Source organism: Collimonas sp., assembly GCF_044339385.1.
Classification (GTDB): domain Bacteria; phylum Pseudomonadota; class Gammaproteobacteria; order Burkholderiales; family Burkholderiaceae_D; genus Collimonas.
This window is the reverse complement of record NZ_JBIIVN010000009.1, coordinates 1-16,578: the sequence shown is the minus strand read 5'-3', so window position 1 is coordinate 16,578 and position 16,578 is coordinate 1. Positions and strand designations below refer to the sequence as shown.

The following is a 16,578-nucleotide window of genomic DNA, read 5'->3' as shown; positions in this document are numbered from 1 at the left end:
CCCCTAATGTAAATTTGGCACTTTGGTACAACCAAGCACTTTCAGATATTGGTACAGCCAAGTATTTCTTCGAGGCTGGTCAATCCTTGTTTTACTTTTATGAGCCCGGATTGGCGCAATGTTTTCACACCTTCGCGTTTTGCCTGTGCTTCGATTTCCAGCGCTGTGCCGTGGGCCAGGATGATGCGTTCAATTTCTTCTGTAATCGGCATGATTTGGTAAATACCAACCCGCCCCTTGTAACCGGTACCGTTGCAGCGCTCACAGCCGACCGCCCTGTAGGGCATCCAACTGCCGTCGATGTCGTCTTCTGTCAGGCCGGCTTCAATTAGTGCTTCGTCCTGGATCGAGATCGGCTGCTTGCAGGTGCATAGCCGGCGTGCCAGCCGTTGTGCGGTGATCAGGATGACCGACGAGGCGATATTGAAAGCCGGTACGCCCATGTTCATCAGGCGTGTCAGGGTTGATGGCGCATCATTGGTGTGCAGCGTGGAGAACACCATGTGGCCGGTTTGCGCGGCCTTGATCGAGATGTCGGCGGTTTCGAGATCGCGGATTTCACCCACCATGATGATGTCAGGATCCTGTCGCAGGAACGCCTTGAGCGCGACCGGGAAAGTCAGTCCGGCACGATCGTTGATATTGACCTGGTTGACGCCGGGTAAATTGATTTCTGCCGGATCTTCGGCGGTCGATATATTGATACCGGGCTGGTTCAGGATATTCAGGCAGGTATATAGCGATACGGTTTTACCGGAACCGGTCGGGCCAGTCACCAGAACCATCCCGTACGGCCGCTGGATGGCCTCCATCAGGATGGCTTTCTGATCGGGGTCGTAACCCAGCGCATCGATCCCCATCTGGGCCTGGCTAGGATCGAGAATACGCATGACAATCTTTTCGCCAAACAGTGTCGGCAAGGTACTGACGCGGAAGTCGATTGCGCGGGTTTTGGAGACGACCAAGCGCATGCGGCCATCCTGTGGCACCCGCTTTTCGGAAATATCCAGTTTTGAGATCACCTTGATGCGCGACGCCAGCTTTTCTTTGACGGAAAGCGGCGGTTGCGCCATGTCGCGCAGTACGCCGTCGACCCGAAAGCGGATCCGGTAAAATTTTTCGAATGGTTCGAAATGCAAGTCCGATGCGCCCAGGTTGATGGCGTCGGTTAATATTTTTTGCAGGAAGCGGACCACCGGCGCATCGTCGATATCGGTTGCAGCAGTATCAGCAACTGCAGCCGTATCTTCTTCTACAAAATTGATTTCCTGCTCATCGCCGACCATTTCGTTGAGGCTTTGCTCGGACGACTTCACCAGTTTCTGGATTTGTTTGACCAGCACCGGGTGCTCGACAATGATCGGTTCTACCGTCAATTCGGTCTGGAACTTGATCTGGCCCAGTACCTGCATATTGGTCGGATCGGAAAATGCGATATAGATCTTGTTGCCGCGCTTGGCCAGCGCCAGCACTGTATGGCTCTCCATCAGCTTGGTATCGATGGCTTTTTCCGGCAGCGAGCTGAAATTGAGTGTGCTCAGATCCAGTTGCGGATAGCCGAAAGTTTCTGCGCAAAACAGCGCCAGGCCGGGCGCATCTAGATAGCCGCTTTCCAGCAAGGCAGCGATGAAAGGAGTCTGGTCGCTGCTCGATTTTTTGTGCAGAGCCTCGACTTGTGTCGCAGAAAGGCGGCCCGCCTGGAGCAATGCTCGGGCAAGTCCGGAGATCGGGCTGTTGGAGCTTGAGTTTGGAAAAACTGCTGCCATAAGGGGATCAATATCAAAAGATGTGCGGGGCCATTCAAACCAATCAATGGTGCCCTAGGGGAAACTCACTTGTAAAGGATTTGTGAACAAACGTGTCGAAATAATTTCCTATCGGAATTATTTCTCTTGTTGCTGTAGTTTATTCGGGCGAAACAGTTTGGCAACCTTAATTGCCTGATTTTGTACTTGTACTATTTCTATGATGCATCCTGCAATTCTCAGGCTGACGTTATTGTCTGGAATATCTTGTAGCCACTCCAACAATAGTCCGTTCAGGGTTTTCGGGCCATCGAGTGGAAAATTCAGGCCGAGGCGTTTGTTGATATCCCGTAAGGTTGTTGTTCCTTCAAGCAGGCATTGGCCCTGCGTATTCCAGGAAAAACTGTCGGCGCGCGCCGCGCCTGGCTTGGAGGTGGTGAATTCGCCAATCATTTCTTCAATGATATCTTCCAGCGTTACCAAACCTTGCACCTCACCATACTCATCGACGATGATGCCAAGGCGTTCGTGATTTTCCTGAAAATATTGTAGCTGCGTGAAGACGTCAGTATCTTCTGGAATAAAGTAAGGCGTGCTGAGCAACTGGCGGAAATGCTCGACCGTCAATTCTGCTTCCTGATTCAACAATGCCATGGCTTTACGCACGTGCAGAATACCCACGATCTGATTGATTTCGCCTTCATATACCGGCAACTTGTTGTGGTAGCAAGTGGTCAGCTGATGCTTGATTTCCTCAACTGAGGCTGACAGATTCAATGCCTCGACCTGGGCTCTCGGCGTCATCACGTCTTCCACCGAAATTTTTTCCAGATCGAACAAGTTCAGTAATATGCTCTTGTGCTTTTGCGGAATGAAATTACCCCCCTCCGGCACGATCGAGCGCAGCTCTTCCGGCGATACGCGCTGTTCTTGCGCGTGCTTGCCAGCTTTGATGCGCAGGACCTTAAGGATTGCCGAGACGAACAGGTTCACAAACCAGATCAACGGTTTGGCGATGCTCATCAGCGGCTTGAGCACAAAGCTGGTAGGCAGGGCGATCCGTTCCGGATAGGTGGCGCCGATCACTTTGGGTGTGATTTCGGCAAAGACGATCAACAGGAAGGCGACTGCAGCGGTGGCAATCGTGATGACGCGCTGATGGTTGCCGAACGCGTTGATCGCCATCGCAGTCACCAGCGCTGTAGCAAGTGCATTGACCAGGGTGTTGATGATCAGGATCAGCGACAGCAGCTTATCGGTGCGCTCCAGCAGCCACAAGGTGGTGCTGGCAGATTTGCTGCCACGCTTGGCCAGATGACGCAGCCGATGCTTGTTGGTGGCAACCAGAGCGGTTTCCGCCATCGCAAAAAAAGCCGACAAGAATATCAGTAAAACTAGTGCAAAAATCTGCACCCATATGGGCACGGTATCCAAAGGGTCACCGTAAAGTGAGGTATTGCTGGTTATTAGGATTGTTGTTTTGTGTTTTGTGCTGCGTGCGGTGAGTCAGACACTCCGCAACCGTTCGACAGGCTGGAATCTTCGATGGTCGGGGTGAGAGGATTCGAACCTCCGGCCTCTACGTCCCGAACGTAGCGCTCTACCAGGCTAAGCTACACCCCGATTTAGCTGTTCAATATCTTGAACAGGTTTCCAGACTGCTGCCGGCAACGCCATCCGGCGCTATCCGATGCAGCAGCCTTTCCGATAATTTTCTGTGATTCCGTTCAGTGATTTCTATCCACCGCGAACGTCGATAATTGTAGCAAAGAATCTTTAAACTGACTATTTGGCAAGTCTGCAATGGCTGTCGCTGCCCGCTGCGCTGCTTTTTCGGCCTCGCGCCGGGTGTAATCCAGTGCCCCGGAGCTGGTGATGGCGGCGAGAATTTCATCAAAATGCTGCTCATCGCCGTTTTCGATGCAACTGCGCACCAGCATCTTTTGCTCCGCTGTACCGTTTTCCATCAGGTAAATCAGTGGCAGAGTCGGTTTTCCTTCGCGCAAGTCGTCGCCGACATTTTTGCCGATGTCGGAGGCGTTGCCTGAATAATCCAGGACATCGTCGATTAATTGGAATGCAGTGCCCAGCGAGCGGCCATATTCGCCGGCGGCTTCAATCACGTCATCGCTGGCGCCAGCGATCAGCACGCCGAGTTGCGCTGCTGCTTCGAACAGCTTGGCTGTCTTCGAGCGAATCACCTGCAGATAGCTGTCCTCGGAAACGTCCGGATTGTGCATGTTTAGCAATTGCAGGACTTCGCCTTCGGCAATCACGTTGGTGGCATCGGCAACGATTTGCATCACGCGGGCGTTGTCGACCGCGACCATCATCTGAAAAGCGCGCGAATACAGGAAATCGCCGACCAGCACTGAGGCGGCGTTGCCGAACAAGGCATTGGCAGTCTCGCGCCCGCGCCGCAGCGACGATTCATCAACCACGTCGTCATGTAGCAGGGTGGCGGTATGGATGAACTCGATCACCGCAGCCAGTTCGTGATGCTGGTTGCCCGAATAGCCATACGCCTGTGCCATCAGCAACACCAGTACCGGGCGCAGGCGTTTGCCACCGGCGCTGATGATGTATTCGGCGATTTGGTTCACCAGCGGTACTTCCGAATGCAACTGCCGGCGGATTACCGCGTTGACCGCTTCCATATCGACCGCGATCGGAGACATCATGGATTGTTGGTTTGAATTATTGGGAGCGGCTGACAAAATAAAACCTGTTGGAAATCGAGTGTGCCGTGATTATACGATGACCGTCCCGATTAAATCGGGCGATGATTGATTTTGTCGCGCAGGCAGGACTTTGCCGGGATGCTGGTTTTGCTGCCGGAGCATGGCCGCCCCGTAGCAAAACCAGTAAGTGCTTGCTATCCTTTCAGCTTGGCAAAGGCTGCAGCCATCGCACTGTTGGCCGGTGGCGGTGCCGCTTGCCGCTGCTGCGACATGCGCTTGGCGTCATTGCGGTCGGCGCGCTGCTCCGGCTTGGCGCCAGCCACCGGAGCGTGGTCCGTCAGGCGCATGGTCAGCGCGATACGCTTGCGCTTCTCGTCGACCTCCAGCACCTTGACCTTGACCACCTGACCGGCCTTGACCACTGTTTGCAGGTCCTTGACGAAAGTGTTCGACAACGCAGAAATATGCACCAGACCGTCCTGATGTACGCCGATATCGACAAAGGCGCCAAACGCCGCGACATTCGTCACTACGCCTTCCAGGATCATATCGGGGCGCAGATCGCGGATTTCCTCGACGCCTTCCTTGAAGGTGGCGGTGGTGAATTCAGGGCGCGGATCGCGGCCCGGTTTTTCCAGTTCCTTGATGATGTCGGCAATGGTTGGCACGCCGAATTTTTCGTCGGCATATTTGGCGGGATCGAGCGACTTCAACAGCCGCTCGTCGCCGATCACACCTTTGACGTCTTTCTTGATATCGGCCAGGATTTTTTCCACCAGCGGATAGGATTCCGGGTGTACCGCCGACGCATCCAGTGGATTGTCGCTGTTCATGATACGCAGGAACCCGGCTGCCTGTTCGAAGGTCTTGTCGCCCAGCCGTGGCACCTCGCGCAGCGCCGCCCGTGAGGTGAACATGCCCTTCATGTTGCGATAGGTGACGATGCTCTGGGCGACACTCGCATTCAAGCCGGAGACACGCGCCAGCAGCGGTGCCGAGGCGGTGTTGACATCGACGCCGACGGCATTGACGCAGTCTTCCACCACCGCATCCAGCGAGCGCGCCAACTGCGTCTGGCCGACATCATGCTGGTACTGGCCGACGCCGATTGATTTTGGATCGATTTTCACCAGTTCGGCCAGCGGATCTTGCAGGCGGCGCGCAATCGATACCGCCCCGCGCAACGAGACATCCATGTCTGGCAATTCACGCGAGGCGAATTCAGAAGCCGAATAGACCGACGCGCCGGCTTCCGACACCACGATTTTGGTCAGTTTCAGTTCCGGCCGTAGCTTGATCAAATCCTGTGCCAGCTTGTCGGTTTCACGCGAAGCGGTGCCGTTGCCGATCGAGATCAGCGAGACCTTATGTTTTTCCGCCAGTTGCACCAGAGTGTGCAGCGAGCCTTCCCAGTCGTTGCGCGGCTGATGCGGATAAATCGCGGTGGTGTCGACGACCTTGCCGGTGGCATCGATCACCGCTACCTTGACGCCGGTGCGCAGGCCCGGATCGAGGCCCATGGTTGCGCGCGGTCCGGCCGGCGCTGCCAGCAGCAAGGCTTTCAGATTACGGACAAAAACGTTGATCGCTTCGACTTCGGCGGTTTCGCGCAGCTTGATCATCAGTTCGGCTTCCAGGTGCATGAAGACCTTGACGCGCCAGCTCCAGCGCACCGTGTCGCTCAGCCATTTGTCGGCAGCGCGGTGCTTGTTGCTGATGCCGAAACGGGCGGCAATGCGAGCTTCGCATGGATTGTGCGGCGCGTCCCATTTTGGTTTTTCTTCTTCGCTGTCGAGGCGTAGCGCCACGTTCAGGATTTCTTCGCGGCGGCCGCGGAACAGCGCCAGCGCCCGATGCGAAGGAATGGTGCCGATAGTTTCCGAGTAATCGAAATAGTCAGCAAATTTTTCACCGGCATCCTGTTTGCCTTCGACCACCTTGGATTCGACCACGCCGTGTTCGGTCAGGTATTCACGCAACGCTTGCAGCAATGCGGCATCTTCCGAAAAGCGCTCCATCAGGATCTGCCGGGCGCCGTCGAGCGCCGCTTTGGCGTCGGCGACACCGGGATTGTCGCCATTGTCGGTGCTGAAGGCTGGCTTCAGGAATTTCTCGGCTTCTTGTTCCGGGTTTAACTCCGGATTGGCCAGCAGCGCATCGGCCAGTTCAGTCAGGCCGGCTTCTGCGGCGATCTGCGCCTTGGTGCGGCGTTTGGGTTTGTAGGGCAGGTACAAGTCTTCAAGCCGTGTCTTGTCTTCCGCCAGGGTGATCGCCTGCAGCAGCGCAGGCGTCATTTTTCCCTGTTCTTCGATGGAGGCCAGGATCGCACTGCGGCGCGCTTCCAGTTCGCGCAAATAGCGCAGCCGTTCTTCCAGCAAACGCAGCTGGATATCATCCAGGCCGCCGGTGGCTTCCTTACGGTAGCGTGCGATAAAGGGCACGGTAGCCCCTTCATCCAGAAGGGCGACGGCAGCGGCGACTTGTGCCGGTTTTGCAGCGAGTCCAAGAGCGAGGCGTTGTTCGATCGAAGGCAGCATGGAAAGTCTTAATAGTGAAAATCAAGCGTTGGATCATACGCAATCTAGATAATTTCGCCAGTCTTGACAGCCTGAAAAGAAACGGAAGCAGAAAGTCATCAAGAAAGATGGTTGTTAAGAAATGTCGTGATTTGGTGGAGATCTCAAGCAAATGCAGGAAGTTGCAAATGTTTTTAACTTTTTATTGTGCGTCTCAGGCCATCGCCGGTAACAGCTCTTAATAACAGTATGTTGGAAATCCGGGTGTTTCAGAAGTGCGCGAGTCCATGCCCGACAAAAAGCTGGCGAGATGGTCGGCATTGAAAAACATTGTTAAACGAGAACTTCTTTTCTTGTTTGTGCATGGTTCCGAAAATATGCTGGGCCTCGGGATCAACAGGTTATTTTTCTTTTGCGAGTCAACAAAAACGACTTGTTGTTGTACTTGTTGTTGTTTTTCAGGGGGCGAGCATGCGTCTTTCCAAACGTCTGGCAGCGGAAGCTTTAGGCACATTCTGGTTGGTTCTTGGGGGGGTGCGGCAGCGCGGTCCTGGCGGCGGCTTTTCCTGGTCTTGGCATAGGTTTCCACGGTGTAGCATTGGCTTTCGGCCTGACCGTTCTGACAATGGCTTTTGCCATCGGCCATATTTCCGGTTGCCACCTTAATCCCGCTGTGACACTCGGACTGGCGACTGCCGGACGTTTTCCGAAGAGTCAAATTCTGCCCTATTGGGTGGCACAAGTCGTCGGCGGCATCATCGCAGCCGGTATCCTGTATCTGATTGCCACCGGTAAGCCTGGCGCAGAGATCGGCGGCTTTGCCGCTAACGGTTACGGCGATCACTCGCCCGGACTGTATTCGATGAACGCGGCGCTGATTTCGGAAGTAGTGATGACCTTCATGTTCGTCATCGTGATCCTCGGAGCGACCGACAAGCGTGCCCCGGCCGGCTTTGCACCGATAGCAATCGGCCTGTGCCTGACCTTGATCCACTTGATCAGCATCCCGGTCACGAATACTTCGGTTAATCCAGCACGCAGTACCAGCCAGGCTCTGTTTGTCGGCGGCTGGGCTTTGCAACAGTTGCGGCTGTTCTGGCTTGCGCCGCTGGCTGGTGCGCTGATTGCCGGGGTTGTGTATCCGGCTATCTGGGGCGAGCAGGACTGAGGCCTTAATTTCAGCACGACGGATTGCAAGATAAGCGCGGCAGGCCGTGCTTATCTTGTGCGTCCTTTTGCTTAATCAGGTGCGCGCCACCTGCCGCCGCTGACACGCTCGATCTGAGCCAGGTCTTGCCAGCTCTGTACCTGATCGAACGACAGCGTCCGCAGCAGTTGCCGGACCGCCGCCGCTTGATCGTAGCCATGCTCCATCAGCAGCCAGCCACCGTCTTTCAAGTAACGACCCGCATCGTTGACGATGAGGCGCAGCGCACTCAAGCCGTCGGCATGGTCGGTCAGTGCATGCAGCGGCTCAAAACGTAAGTCGCCCTCGCTCAGGTGCCAGTCGCCGGCAACGATATACGGCGGATTGGAAACGATGACATCGAAGGGACGCTCTCCTAGCGCTTCATACCAGTTGCTTTGCAACAGTTCTAAAGCCGGTGTACGTTGTCCCAGATGCCGCGCGGCGTTGCGTTGCGCCACGGTCAGTGCGGCAGCACTGACATCGAGCGCCGTCACCTCAAGCTCAGGACGGCTGTGGGCGAGCGCGATTGCGATGGCGCCAGAGCCGGTTCCGAGATCAAGCACGCTCAGGGCGGAGCCGCCGTCGACAGGCAGGTGCTGCAACGCCAGGTCGACCAGCAATTCGGTTTCGGGACGGGGGATCAGCACATCAGGCGTGACCTCCAGTTGCAGTCCATAAAATTCGCGGTGGCCCACCAGGTAGGCAACCGGTTCGCCAAGCTGACGGCGCCGGAACAGGGCGGACAGTCGTTGCGCCTGTTCGGCATCTACGCAGCGCTCATTCTGGGTAATCAGCTGGATGCGCGTCATCTGCAAAGCGTGCATCACAAGGATGCGCGTTTCCAGCGGATTCAACGGCGATTGCTTCAATATCGATGCAATATTGCTGCCGGCCTGAATGCTTGCTGCCGACGCGTCAGAAGTGCCTGTCATTGCGCCGCTACCTTGAGTAGCCGCGATGACGGCCGTCGTTGCGTTCAATAGCGTAGCCATCAGGATCACTGCCAGCACTGCGAACCACAACAGCGACCACTGCGGAATCGATAGCCCGAGGATCGGCTCGTAAGCAGTCGTGCAGAGCGCAAAGGCATCGACCTTGAATATCGAGGGCAGCAACGTCGCCGGAGGCAGTGCATTCATGGGCGCTTCGAGTGCATCGCGGCCGCAAGAAGCCGATGGGTGTGCAATGATCCACAGATGCCAGATCGCGGTGCCTGCACCGCCAAGTCCGGCTAGCAGCCCCAGGCCGGCACCGGCTTTTTGTGCGCCGCCGGGCAAGCCTGCACAGATCAGGCAAATCAGTGCGATCGCTGCAAATGCGTAGCGCTGGATCACGCACAGCGGGCAAGGCTGCATATCCAGGAAATGTTGCAGATAAAGTGCTCCGCCCAGAATAGCCAGAGAGATGAATGCGACGCCCAGCAAGACCGATTTGGATGTTTTCATTTTTGAAAGCCGATGATGGTTAATGTGACCTGTCGATAGATTGTCTGCGTTGTCTGTCAGGCAGCGCCAAACGAATCCGCCGCGCGCATGGTCGATTGCATATGATGCGCACCCCGGTGCTTGGTTCCGGCGCCAGTCTTGAGCATATTCGATTTTCGAAATATGTCATCATTTAATCAAGTCAATCAGATAGCGTCGCCAAGGGCGGCCAGCAGGTCGGCCTGATGCTCCGCCGCTAGTGCATTGGTCAATTCCTGCAGATCGCCGTCCATGATGAAATCAAGTTTATACAAGGTCAGGTTGATGCGATGGTCGGTCATCCGGCCCTGGGGAAAATTGTAGGTGCGAATGCGCTCGCTGCGGTCGCCCGAGCCGATCAGCGATTTGCGGGTCGCCGCTTCCTTCGATTGCTGTTCGCGCAACTGACCGTCCTTGATGCGCGCTGCCAGCACTTTCAATGCCGATGCCTTGTTCTTGTGCTGGCTGCGGTCGTCCTGACATTCGACCACGATGCCGGTGGGGATGTGGGTGATGCGCACCGCAGAATCGGTCTTGTTGATGTGCTGACCACCGGCACCTGAGGCGCGGTAGGTATCGATGCGGATATCGGCCGGATTGATCTCGACATCACCAACTTCATCGGCCTCCGGCATGATCGCCACGGTGCATGCCGAGGTATGAATGCGGCCCTGGGTTTCGGTAGCCGGCACACGCTGCACGCGATGGCCGCCGGATTCGAATTTCAGCTTGGAATACGCACCGAAGCCGATCACACGCACGATGACTTCCTTGTAGCCACCGATTTCCGATGGCGATTCCGATACCATCTCAATCTGCCAGCGGTTGCGTTCGGCGAAGCGTGAGTACATGCGTAACAAGTCACCGGCAAACAGCGCCGACTCGTCGCCGCCGGTGCCGGCGCGGATCTCCAGGAAGATATTGCGTTCGTCGTTGGGATCTTTCGGCAGCAGCATTTTTTGCAGATCGCCTTCCAACTGCTCCATGCGCGTCTTGGCCGCCTGGATTTCGTCCTGGGCAAACTCCTTCATGTCGGGATCGGCTTGCATTTCCTGTGCCGCTTCGATATCCGCATTGGCTTGCTGGTAGGCCTGATACAAGTCAACCAGAGGGCCCAGCTCGGCGTGCTCACGATTGAGCTTGCGATAGCTGTCCATGTTGGCGGTGGCTTCTTCCTGGTTAAGCAGGTCGTTGACTTCGACCAGGCGATTGGCGAGTTGGTCGAGCTTGGCGAGCATGGATGGTTTCATTGCGTATATCAATCAGGAGAAAAACAGGCGGGATAGAATCAAGCTACCGGCAGCGATGCTGCATCCTGCACACGGCGACACGACAGTTCGTGGCTATGTCAGGCAGGCGATTACACAGGTGCGCTAACGTTTGGTGCGGAACAGCTGCGGCAGCAGGGTCGCCAGGCGCGCACGTTCGTCACCTTGGGCGTTGTGCAGCGCTTGCTGCGGCCCGTGCATGAATTTGGCGGTCAAGCCTTTGGACAGTGCTTCCAGTACGACTTCGATATCTTCACCCTTGGCCAACATCTTGCGGGCGCGTTCCAGCTCCATGCGGCGCATTGCTTCGCTGGATTCCTGCAAGTCCTGGATCAGCGGCACCACGGTTCGGTTGTCGACCCAGTGCATGAACGACTGTACGCGGGTTTCGATGATGGCTTCGGCTTGCGCCACGGCGGCCTGGCGGTTTTCCATGCCGGTCTGCACCACCGAACCGAGATCATCGACGGTGTACAAGAAGATATCGTCGAGACGGCCGATTTCGGCCTCGATATCACGCGGTACTGCAAGATCGAGCATGAACATGGGCTTGTGGCGACGCGCCTTGACGGCGCGTTCGACCATGCCGAGGCCGATGATCGGTAAGCTGGACGCAGTGCTCGATACGATGATGTCATAGTTGCCGAGCTGGGTCGGCAGATCAGACAGTTGCAAAGCCTGGCCGTTGAAACGATGCGCCAGCAATTCGGCGCGTTCCAGTGTCCGGTTGACGACGGTCAACGATTTCGGGTTTTGCGCAGCGAAATGGGTGGCGCACAGTTCGATCATTTCACCCGCGCCGATGAACAGCACATGCTGGCCGGCGACAGTATCAAAAATCCGCTCCGACATGCGCACCGCAGCGGCTGCCATCGAAACGCTATGGGCGCCGATTTCAGTAGTGCTGCGCACTTCCTTGGCGACTGCGAAGGTGCGTTGGAACAATTGGTGTAAATAGGTGCCGAGTCCACCTGCCGCTTCTGCGTGGCGCACGGCATCCTTCATCTGGCCGAGGATTTGCGCTTCGCCCAGCACCATCGAGTCGAGCCCGGAAGCAACCCGGAAAGCATGGCGCACTGCATTATCTTGCGGCAGTGTGTACAGGTGAGGGCGCAAATCGGCGTAAGGCAACTGGTGGTAGTGGGCCAGGAAATGTGCGGTGGAATCGATTGCGGCATTGATTGCAGCACTGGAGCCGTTTTGAAAATCCGCTGCTGCGTATAGCTCCGTGCGATTGCAGGTCGACAGAATCGCCGCTTCGTCGGACATGTTGACGGTGCCGCCGCCGCTAAACCAGGCACGCGCAGCCATCACCGCCTGGCCGATCTGGTAGGCCGGGAATGCCACCTTTTCGCGCAAGGAAACAGGCGCGGTGGTGTGGTTGAGTCCGACGGTCAGCAGGTGCATGGGGTGGCGAGAAGGGTAATCTTTGTTAACCGGACATTATACTCTTACTGCTTGCCGGGGAATTGCAGTTTCGCAGCGGCATCATTCAATCTCTACACAGTGAGCGCCGGGAACGTCACAATGAAAGCGCTGCCTTCGCCGACCTTGCTATCGACTGCAATCTCGCCGAAGTGTCGTTCAACAACCGTCTTGACAAATACCAGGCCGAGCCCGGTGCCGTCCGAGCGTGGTTGCCCGGGTGCGCTGACCCGTTGGTAACGTTGAAACAGTCTGGTCTGATCGTGCAGAGCGATGCCGAAGCCTTGGTCGATAATCGTGCACACCACCTGCGGCAGCAATTTGACGTATTTCAGGCGCAGGGTGCAGGTGATGCGGGTGTCCGGCAGGCTATAACTGATGGCATTCGAAATCAGATTGCACAGCGCGCGCCATCAGTGAGCGATCGACATTGGTCAAAAATTCCTGACCCTCGATGTCGGTGATCAGTTCGATCTTCTTGTTGTGCGCGAGGCTCCACATTTCGTCGACGGCGTCATACAGCACGTCCTGGAAATCGACCTCCTCCAGACGATATTCTGCCGATTCTGCGCGCGCCAGTTGGACAAAGTTGTCGACCAGCCCGAGAGTCTTGCGGGCCGCTTGCTCCAGTCGCGAGAAAAATTGCTTCTGCGGCAATGCCGAAACAGGGTTACCCTGCAATTCCAGCAAGGCCAGGATCGACGCCTGCGGCGCACGCATGTCGTGCGACAGGAAGCGCAGGGTTTCGTCGCGGCTGCGTTCGGCGGCGCGGATGATGGTGACGTCAACGATACTGACGATCCAGCCGGTCAGCACCTGATGGGCTGAATGACAGGGGCCGCTCTTGATCAGTAAGTCGCGCCCCTGCTGATCTTGTACCGAGGTGCCGCTGGTGAGCGTCGAAACATGCGCCAGGTCGATCAGATCCCACCAACTGAAGGTGTGGTTGGGTGAAGTGTTGGTTGCCTGCGGCGTGCCCATGTTGGAAAACAGGTAAGGCAGCAGTGCGCCGTCGATATTGCGGATGCCGGCTGCGGCAAAGTAATCGCGGGCGAACTGGTTCGATACCAGCACGTGGCCATCGATAGTGGTGATCAAGGTGGCGTCGGGCAGGCTGTTAAGGCTGTCGGAAATGAACTGGCGCAGATCGCGCACCCGACGTGCCGCCACGCGCATGGCATTGATACGCTGCTCAAGCAAGTCTTCGACTTGCTGCGGGGCCGGTTCGGTGTTGATTTCTGGCAGCAGGTGCGGCTCCTGATCGAGCAGCATGAATTCCTGGCCCAGATAAGAAATCGCCGACTCCAGTCGAATCCAGCTCCAAAGAGGGTGCGCAATCGCCAGCGCAATCAGCGCCGCAGCCGGAGCAATCCATATTCCCATGGTGAGCAGCAGATAGCTGACTGCTATTGTCAGTAACATCAGCACCGCGGTGATCAGGAGCGAAGTACGCGGCGTCCACAGCAGATAGCTTGATAGGACAATCAATACCGGAACGATGCTAAACAGCGCGGTTTGTAACGGACGGGCGATGCTGATCGATTTGTGATCGAGCAGCCCGGCCAGAATGTTGGCGTTGATCTCGATGCCGGACATGACGCCGGAGGTGCCCGACACCGGGGTCGGGAAGGTATCTGCCATACCGATCGCGGTGGCCCCGATCAACACATATTTTCCGGTGAAGAATTGATCGGGAACATCACCGCGCAGCACTGCAGCATAGGGCACCGAGCGGAAATGGCCGCTGCTGCCGGCGAACGGAATATGCATCTGATAGTCGCGTTGCCAAAGGTCGCGGAAACCGGTCCCGCTGCCGTGTGGGGGGCGGCGCCACGCGTGCTCCCGGCAGGTTGCCGCTGGCATCGGTTATTTTCTGACCTGCCACGCTCGCCAGCGCAACGGAAAAATGCGGCCACCATTTATTCTCCTGGCCCTCTTGCAGGAACACGCTGCGCACGATGCCGTCCGGATCGAGTTCCAGATGGATATGGCCGATGCCGCGCGCTGCATTGAGAAAATCCGCCATTGGCGGCAATGCCTTGAGGCCGGGGCCGGCGCTGGCAACGACCATCGGCAGCACAGTCAACTTGCTGGCGGCAAGCGCTTTGGTTAGTGCGCGGTCATTAGCGTGCTGGCTGGCGGGCTGATCCTGTTCGGGTTCCGGCATGATGATGTCGAGGCCGATAGCCAGTGGATTGGCTTTCATGATCCGGTTCAGCAGCTTGGCATGCAGCCCGCGCTCCCAGGGCCAGCGGCCAAGTTTGCTGATGCTGTAATCGTCAATGGCAACGATGATGATATCATCCCGGGCCGGGCGCGAATCGGCGCGCATGAACTGATCGTAAAAAGTTCTGTCCAGACTGTCGAGGCCATTCATGTAGCCCATGCCGCCTGCCACCATCAGCATCAGGATGGTGATGGCCATCCATTGGCGAAATGCCACCCGCTTCATGGCTGGAATGACTTGCTTGATCATGGCGAATGTAGGCGGGCGGGCATCGGTGTTTTTTAATATCCTGCTGGGGAAATCCCATCGACGTTGAGTAGAGCAGAGCCGTCGCCGCTGACCCAGCGGCTGCCGATGTAAACTTTTTGCGGCGCCGAGAACGGCCCCACATAGCCGTCCGAATCAATCGCCTTGACGCGGATGAAATAAGTGCCGGTGGCCGGACGCGGCACGGTGATTTCCGGAGCGGAGGTTGCCTGCGTCAGCAGCAATGACGAAAAATCAGCATCGCGGCCAATCTCGACCACGAATTTTTGTTGTGGTTCGGTGGCCCATCTGAACGACAGGTCGCCGTCGATTGCATCGGCAATCTTGGGGATATGCAGCGCTGGCAGAAGTGCGAACTCTTGCGGATCGCCGTAAGGGCCTTGATCACTTCCGTTATCGTCAGCCGCAACGGTGGCTACGCGCCAGAAATAAATGCCGAGCGCCAGTGTGCCGGCGCTGAATTGAGGCGCGCTGAGTGCTGGCTCGTCAACCACCAGATCACGGAACGCGGCATCACTGGCAACCTGCAGGTGATAGGCCTGAGCATTGATGACTTCGGTCCAGCTGAACGCCACATTTTCACTGCGTAATTTGTTCTTCGGTTCGACGTTGAACGGCGGTTCTGGTCGCGCTTTCAAGTTGAATGCGGCGGTTTGCGGGATGCCTTGCAACCCGAGTTCGTCGAGTGCGGCAATCCGTACAAAATAATTGCCGTCTTGCAGACCATCGATCTTGAGGTCGCCGGTATCGGCTTCCGCTTCGCTGATGATATTGTTGGCGTCGGCATCTGTGGCAATCTGCGCACGGTAGCCGCGCGCACCAGCGATCGGCACGACACTAAAACGCACGGTAGGACGCTCCTGTAGCGCCGGATAGCCCGATAAAGTCGGCGGCGGCAGCAGAGCGACAGCTTTGCCGACGTTTTTGGCGCCGGTAACGTTGCCCTGTCCGGCGTGCAGTGTTAGCGCTACCGGCTCTGGCCTTGGCGACGGCGACGCCACCGCTCAGTACCGTTGTCAAGACGCGATCGCCAACCAGGTCCACGCGGAAATTAGTGCCGCGCACCCCAGCGACGGCAAGCGGTGAATGCACTTCGAAGCGCCCCTTGTTCTTCTCCAGCGGCGCAACTCTGGATTCGACGCGCCCTTTCAGTAGCGTGATTTCAGTGCGCGGACTCTTGGTGTAACGTGCGGTGCGCAACTTCGTCAGTTTGACCTGACTATTCGACGGCAAGGCGATGTGCGACTGGTCGGGCAACGTCAACGTCAGAAAGCTGTTGCTGCCGGTGCTGATGATGGCTCCCTCGGTGAGTACGGTGCCGATGTTGATATCAATCCTGCGCCCATCGGCTGCGGTCGCACCGATGCTGCCAGACATGGCCGCTACCTCGGCGCTGCTGGGCTCGTCCGGCAACAGTGCCACCGGAATAATAATGACAGTCTTGACCGGGATCGTCCGGTCGTTCTGGATATGATTGAGTTTGGCTAGTTGCACCCAGTTGTTTTTGTTGCCGGTCAATTGTTCGGCAATCACGCTCAGCGTATCGCCAAGTTGTGCCCGATAGGTGACGGTAGCCTCGCCGACCTGCAGCGAGGCTGGGCTGAGAGCCGGCGCCGCAGCGAGCAACTGAGTCGAACCGGCGAGCAAAAACAACAGTAAGCTTATTTTATTGATTGAGCTTCCCCCGAAATTTAGTCTTCCATAGGTAACGTAAAATCAACGATCCTTTGGAAAGACCAGCAATGAAGAAGATACCAAAACAGATGTACACGGCGGAGTTCAAGGAGCTAGCCGTGC

Annotated in this window: 12 protein-coding genes, 1 tRNA gene and 2 pseudogenes; 1 reads left to right on the top strand and 14 read right to left on the bottom strand. The window is 56.8% G+C overall.

Annotated elements, in window-relative coordinates; genetic code table 11:
- Positions 1-41 precede the first annotated feature (41 nt).
- The 5 genes from pilB to ACIQ0R_RS01355 form a co-directional block, all read right to left on the bottom strand.
- Positions 42-1,766, bottom strand: coding sequence for a type IV-A pilus assembly ATPase PilB (gene pilB, locus ACIQ0R_RS01375; RefSeq protein WP_395822937.1), 1,725 nt, complete (start codon positions 1,764-1,766; stop codon positions 42-44).
- A gap of 117 nt (positions 1,767-1,883) precedes the next feature.
- Positions 1,884-3,179, bottom strand: a complete 1,296-nt coding sequence (locus ACIQ0R_RS01370; protein WP_395822935.1) for an HlyC/CorC family transporter — start codon at positions 3,177-3,179, stop codon at positions 1,884-1,886.
- 112 nt (positions 3,180-3,291) lie between these two features.
- A tRNA-Pro gene (locus ACIQ0R_RS01365) sits at positions 3,292-3,368 on the bottom strand.
- Positions 3,369-3,472: 104 nt separating this feature from the next.
- Positions 3,473-4,423, bottom strand: a complete 951-nt coding sequence (gene ispB / locus ACIQ0R_RS01360) for an octaprenyl diphosphate synthase (protein ID WP_395822963.1) — start codon at positions 4,421-4,423, stop codon at positions 3,473-3,475.
- Between the two features lie 197 nt (positions 4,424-4,620).
- Complete coding sequence (locus ACIQ0R_RS01355; RefSeq protein WP_395822933.1) at positions 4,621-6,963, bottom strand: Tex family protein; 2,343 nt, start codon at positions 6,961-6,963, stop codon at positions 4,621-4,623.
- 450 nt (positions 6,964-7,413) lie between these two features.
- Between ACIQ0R_RS01355 and aqpZ the strand changes: the two are divergent.
- Positions 7,414-8,110 (top strand): annotated as a pseudogene (gene aqpZ, locus ACIQ0R_RS01350) (aquaporin Z).
- A 71-nt stretch (positions 8,111-8,181) separates the two neighbouring features.
- Here the strand turns inward: aqpZ and prmC are convergent.
- From prmC to ACIQ0R_RS01305, 9 genes and pseudogenes are all read right to left on the bottom strand, one after another.
- Positions 8,182-9,063, bottom strand: coding sequence for a peptide chain release factor N(5)-glutamine methyltransferase (gene prmC, locus ACIQ0R_RS01345; RefSeq protein WP_395822961.1), 882 nt, complete (start codon positions 9,061-9,063; stop codon positions 8,182-8,184).
- A gap of 54 nt (positions 9,064-9,117) precedes the next feature.
- A pseudogene (locus tag ACIQ0R_RS01340) lies at positions 9,118-9,576 on the bottom strand (disulfide bond formation protein B); the annotation flags it as partial.
- 185 nt (positions 9,577-9,761) lie between these two features.
- Entirely contained in the window at positions 9,762-10,844 is a 1,083-nt protein-coding gene (gene prfA / locus ACIQ0R_RS01335; protein WP_395822931.1) for a peptide chain release factor 1, read from the bottom strand.
- Positions 10,845-10,967: 123 nt separating this feature from the next.
- Positions 10,968-12,269: a glutamyl-tRNA reductase gene (hemA, locus tag ACIQ0R_RS01330; RefSeq protein WP_395822929.1), complete on the bottom strand. Its 1,302-nt coding sequence runs from the start codon at positions 12,267-12,269 to the stop codon at positions 10,968-10,970.
- A gap of 92 nt (positions 12,270-12,361) precedes the next feature.
- Positions 12,362-12,640 carry an ATP-binding protein gene (locus ACIQ0R_RS01325; protein WP_395822959.1) on the bottom strand — a complete coding sequence of 93 codons (279 nt, stop codon included), beginning with the start codon at positions 12,638-12,640 and terminating at the stop codon, positions 12,362-12,364.
- Positions 12,641-12,656: 16 nt separating this feature from the next.
- The gene (locus ACIQ0R_RS01320; protein WP_395822927.1) at positions 12,657-14,057 is read right to left on the bottom strand and encodes a CHASE2 domain-containing protein; all 1,401 of its coding nucleotides are present in this window, start codon (positions 14,055-14,057) and stop codon (positions 12,657-12,659) included.
- Positions 13,987-14,763, bottom strand: a complete 777-nt coding sequence (locus ACIQ0R_RS01315; RefSeq protein WP_395822925.1) for a CHASE2 domain-containing protein — start codon at positions 14,761-14,763, stop codon at positions 13,987-13,989. Before ACIQ0R_RS01315 ends, ACIQ0R_RS01320 begins: the two co-directional genes overlap by 71 nt.
- A 32-nt stretch (positions 14,764-14,795) precedes the next feature.
- Positions 14,796-15,629, bottom strand: a complete 834-nt coding sequence (locus tag ACIQ0R_RS01310; RefSeq protein ID WP_395822923.1) for a hypothetical protein — start codon at positions 15,627-15,629, stop codon at positions 14,796-14,798.
- On the bottom strand, positions 15,619-16,434 hold the full coding sequence (locus ACIQ0R_RS01305; RefSeq protein ID WP_395822921.1) for a FecR domain-containing protein: 816 nt from the start codon (positions 16,432-16,434) through the stop codon (positions 15,619-15,621). The genes ACIQ0R_RS01310 and ACIQ0R_RS01305 overlap by 11 nt, the downstream gene beginning before the upstream one ends.
- Positions 16,435-16,578 lie beyond the last annotated feature (144 nt).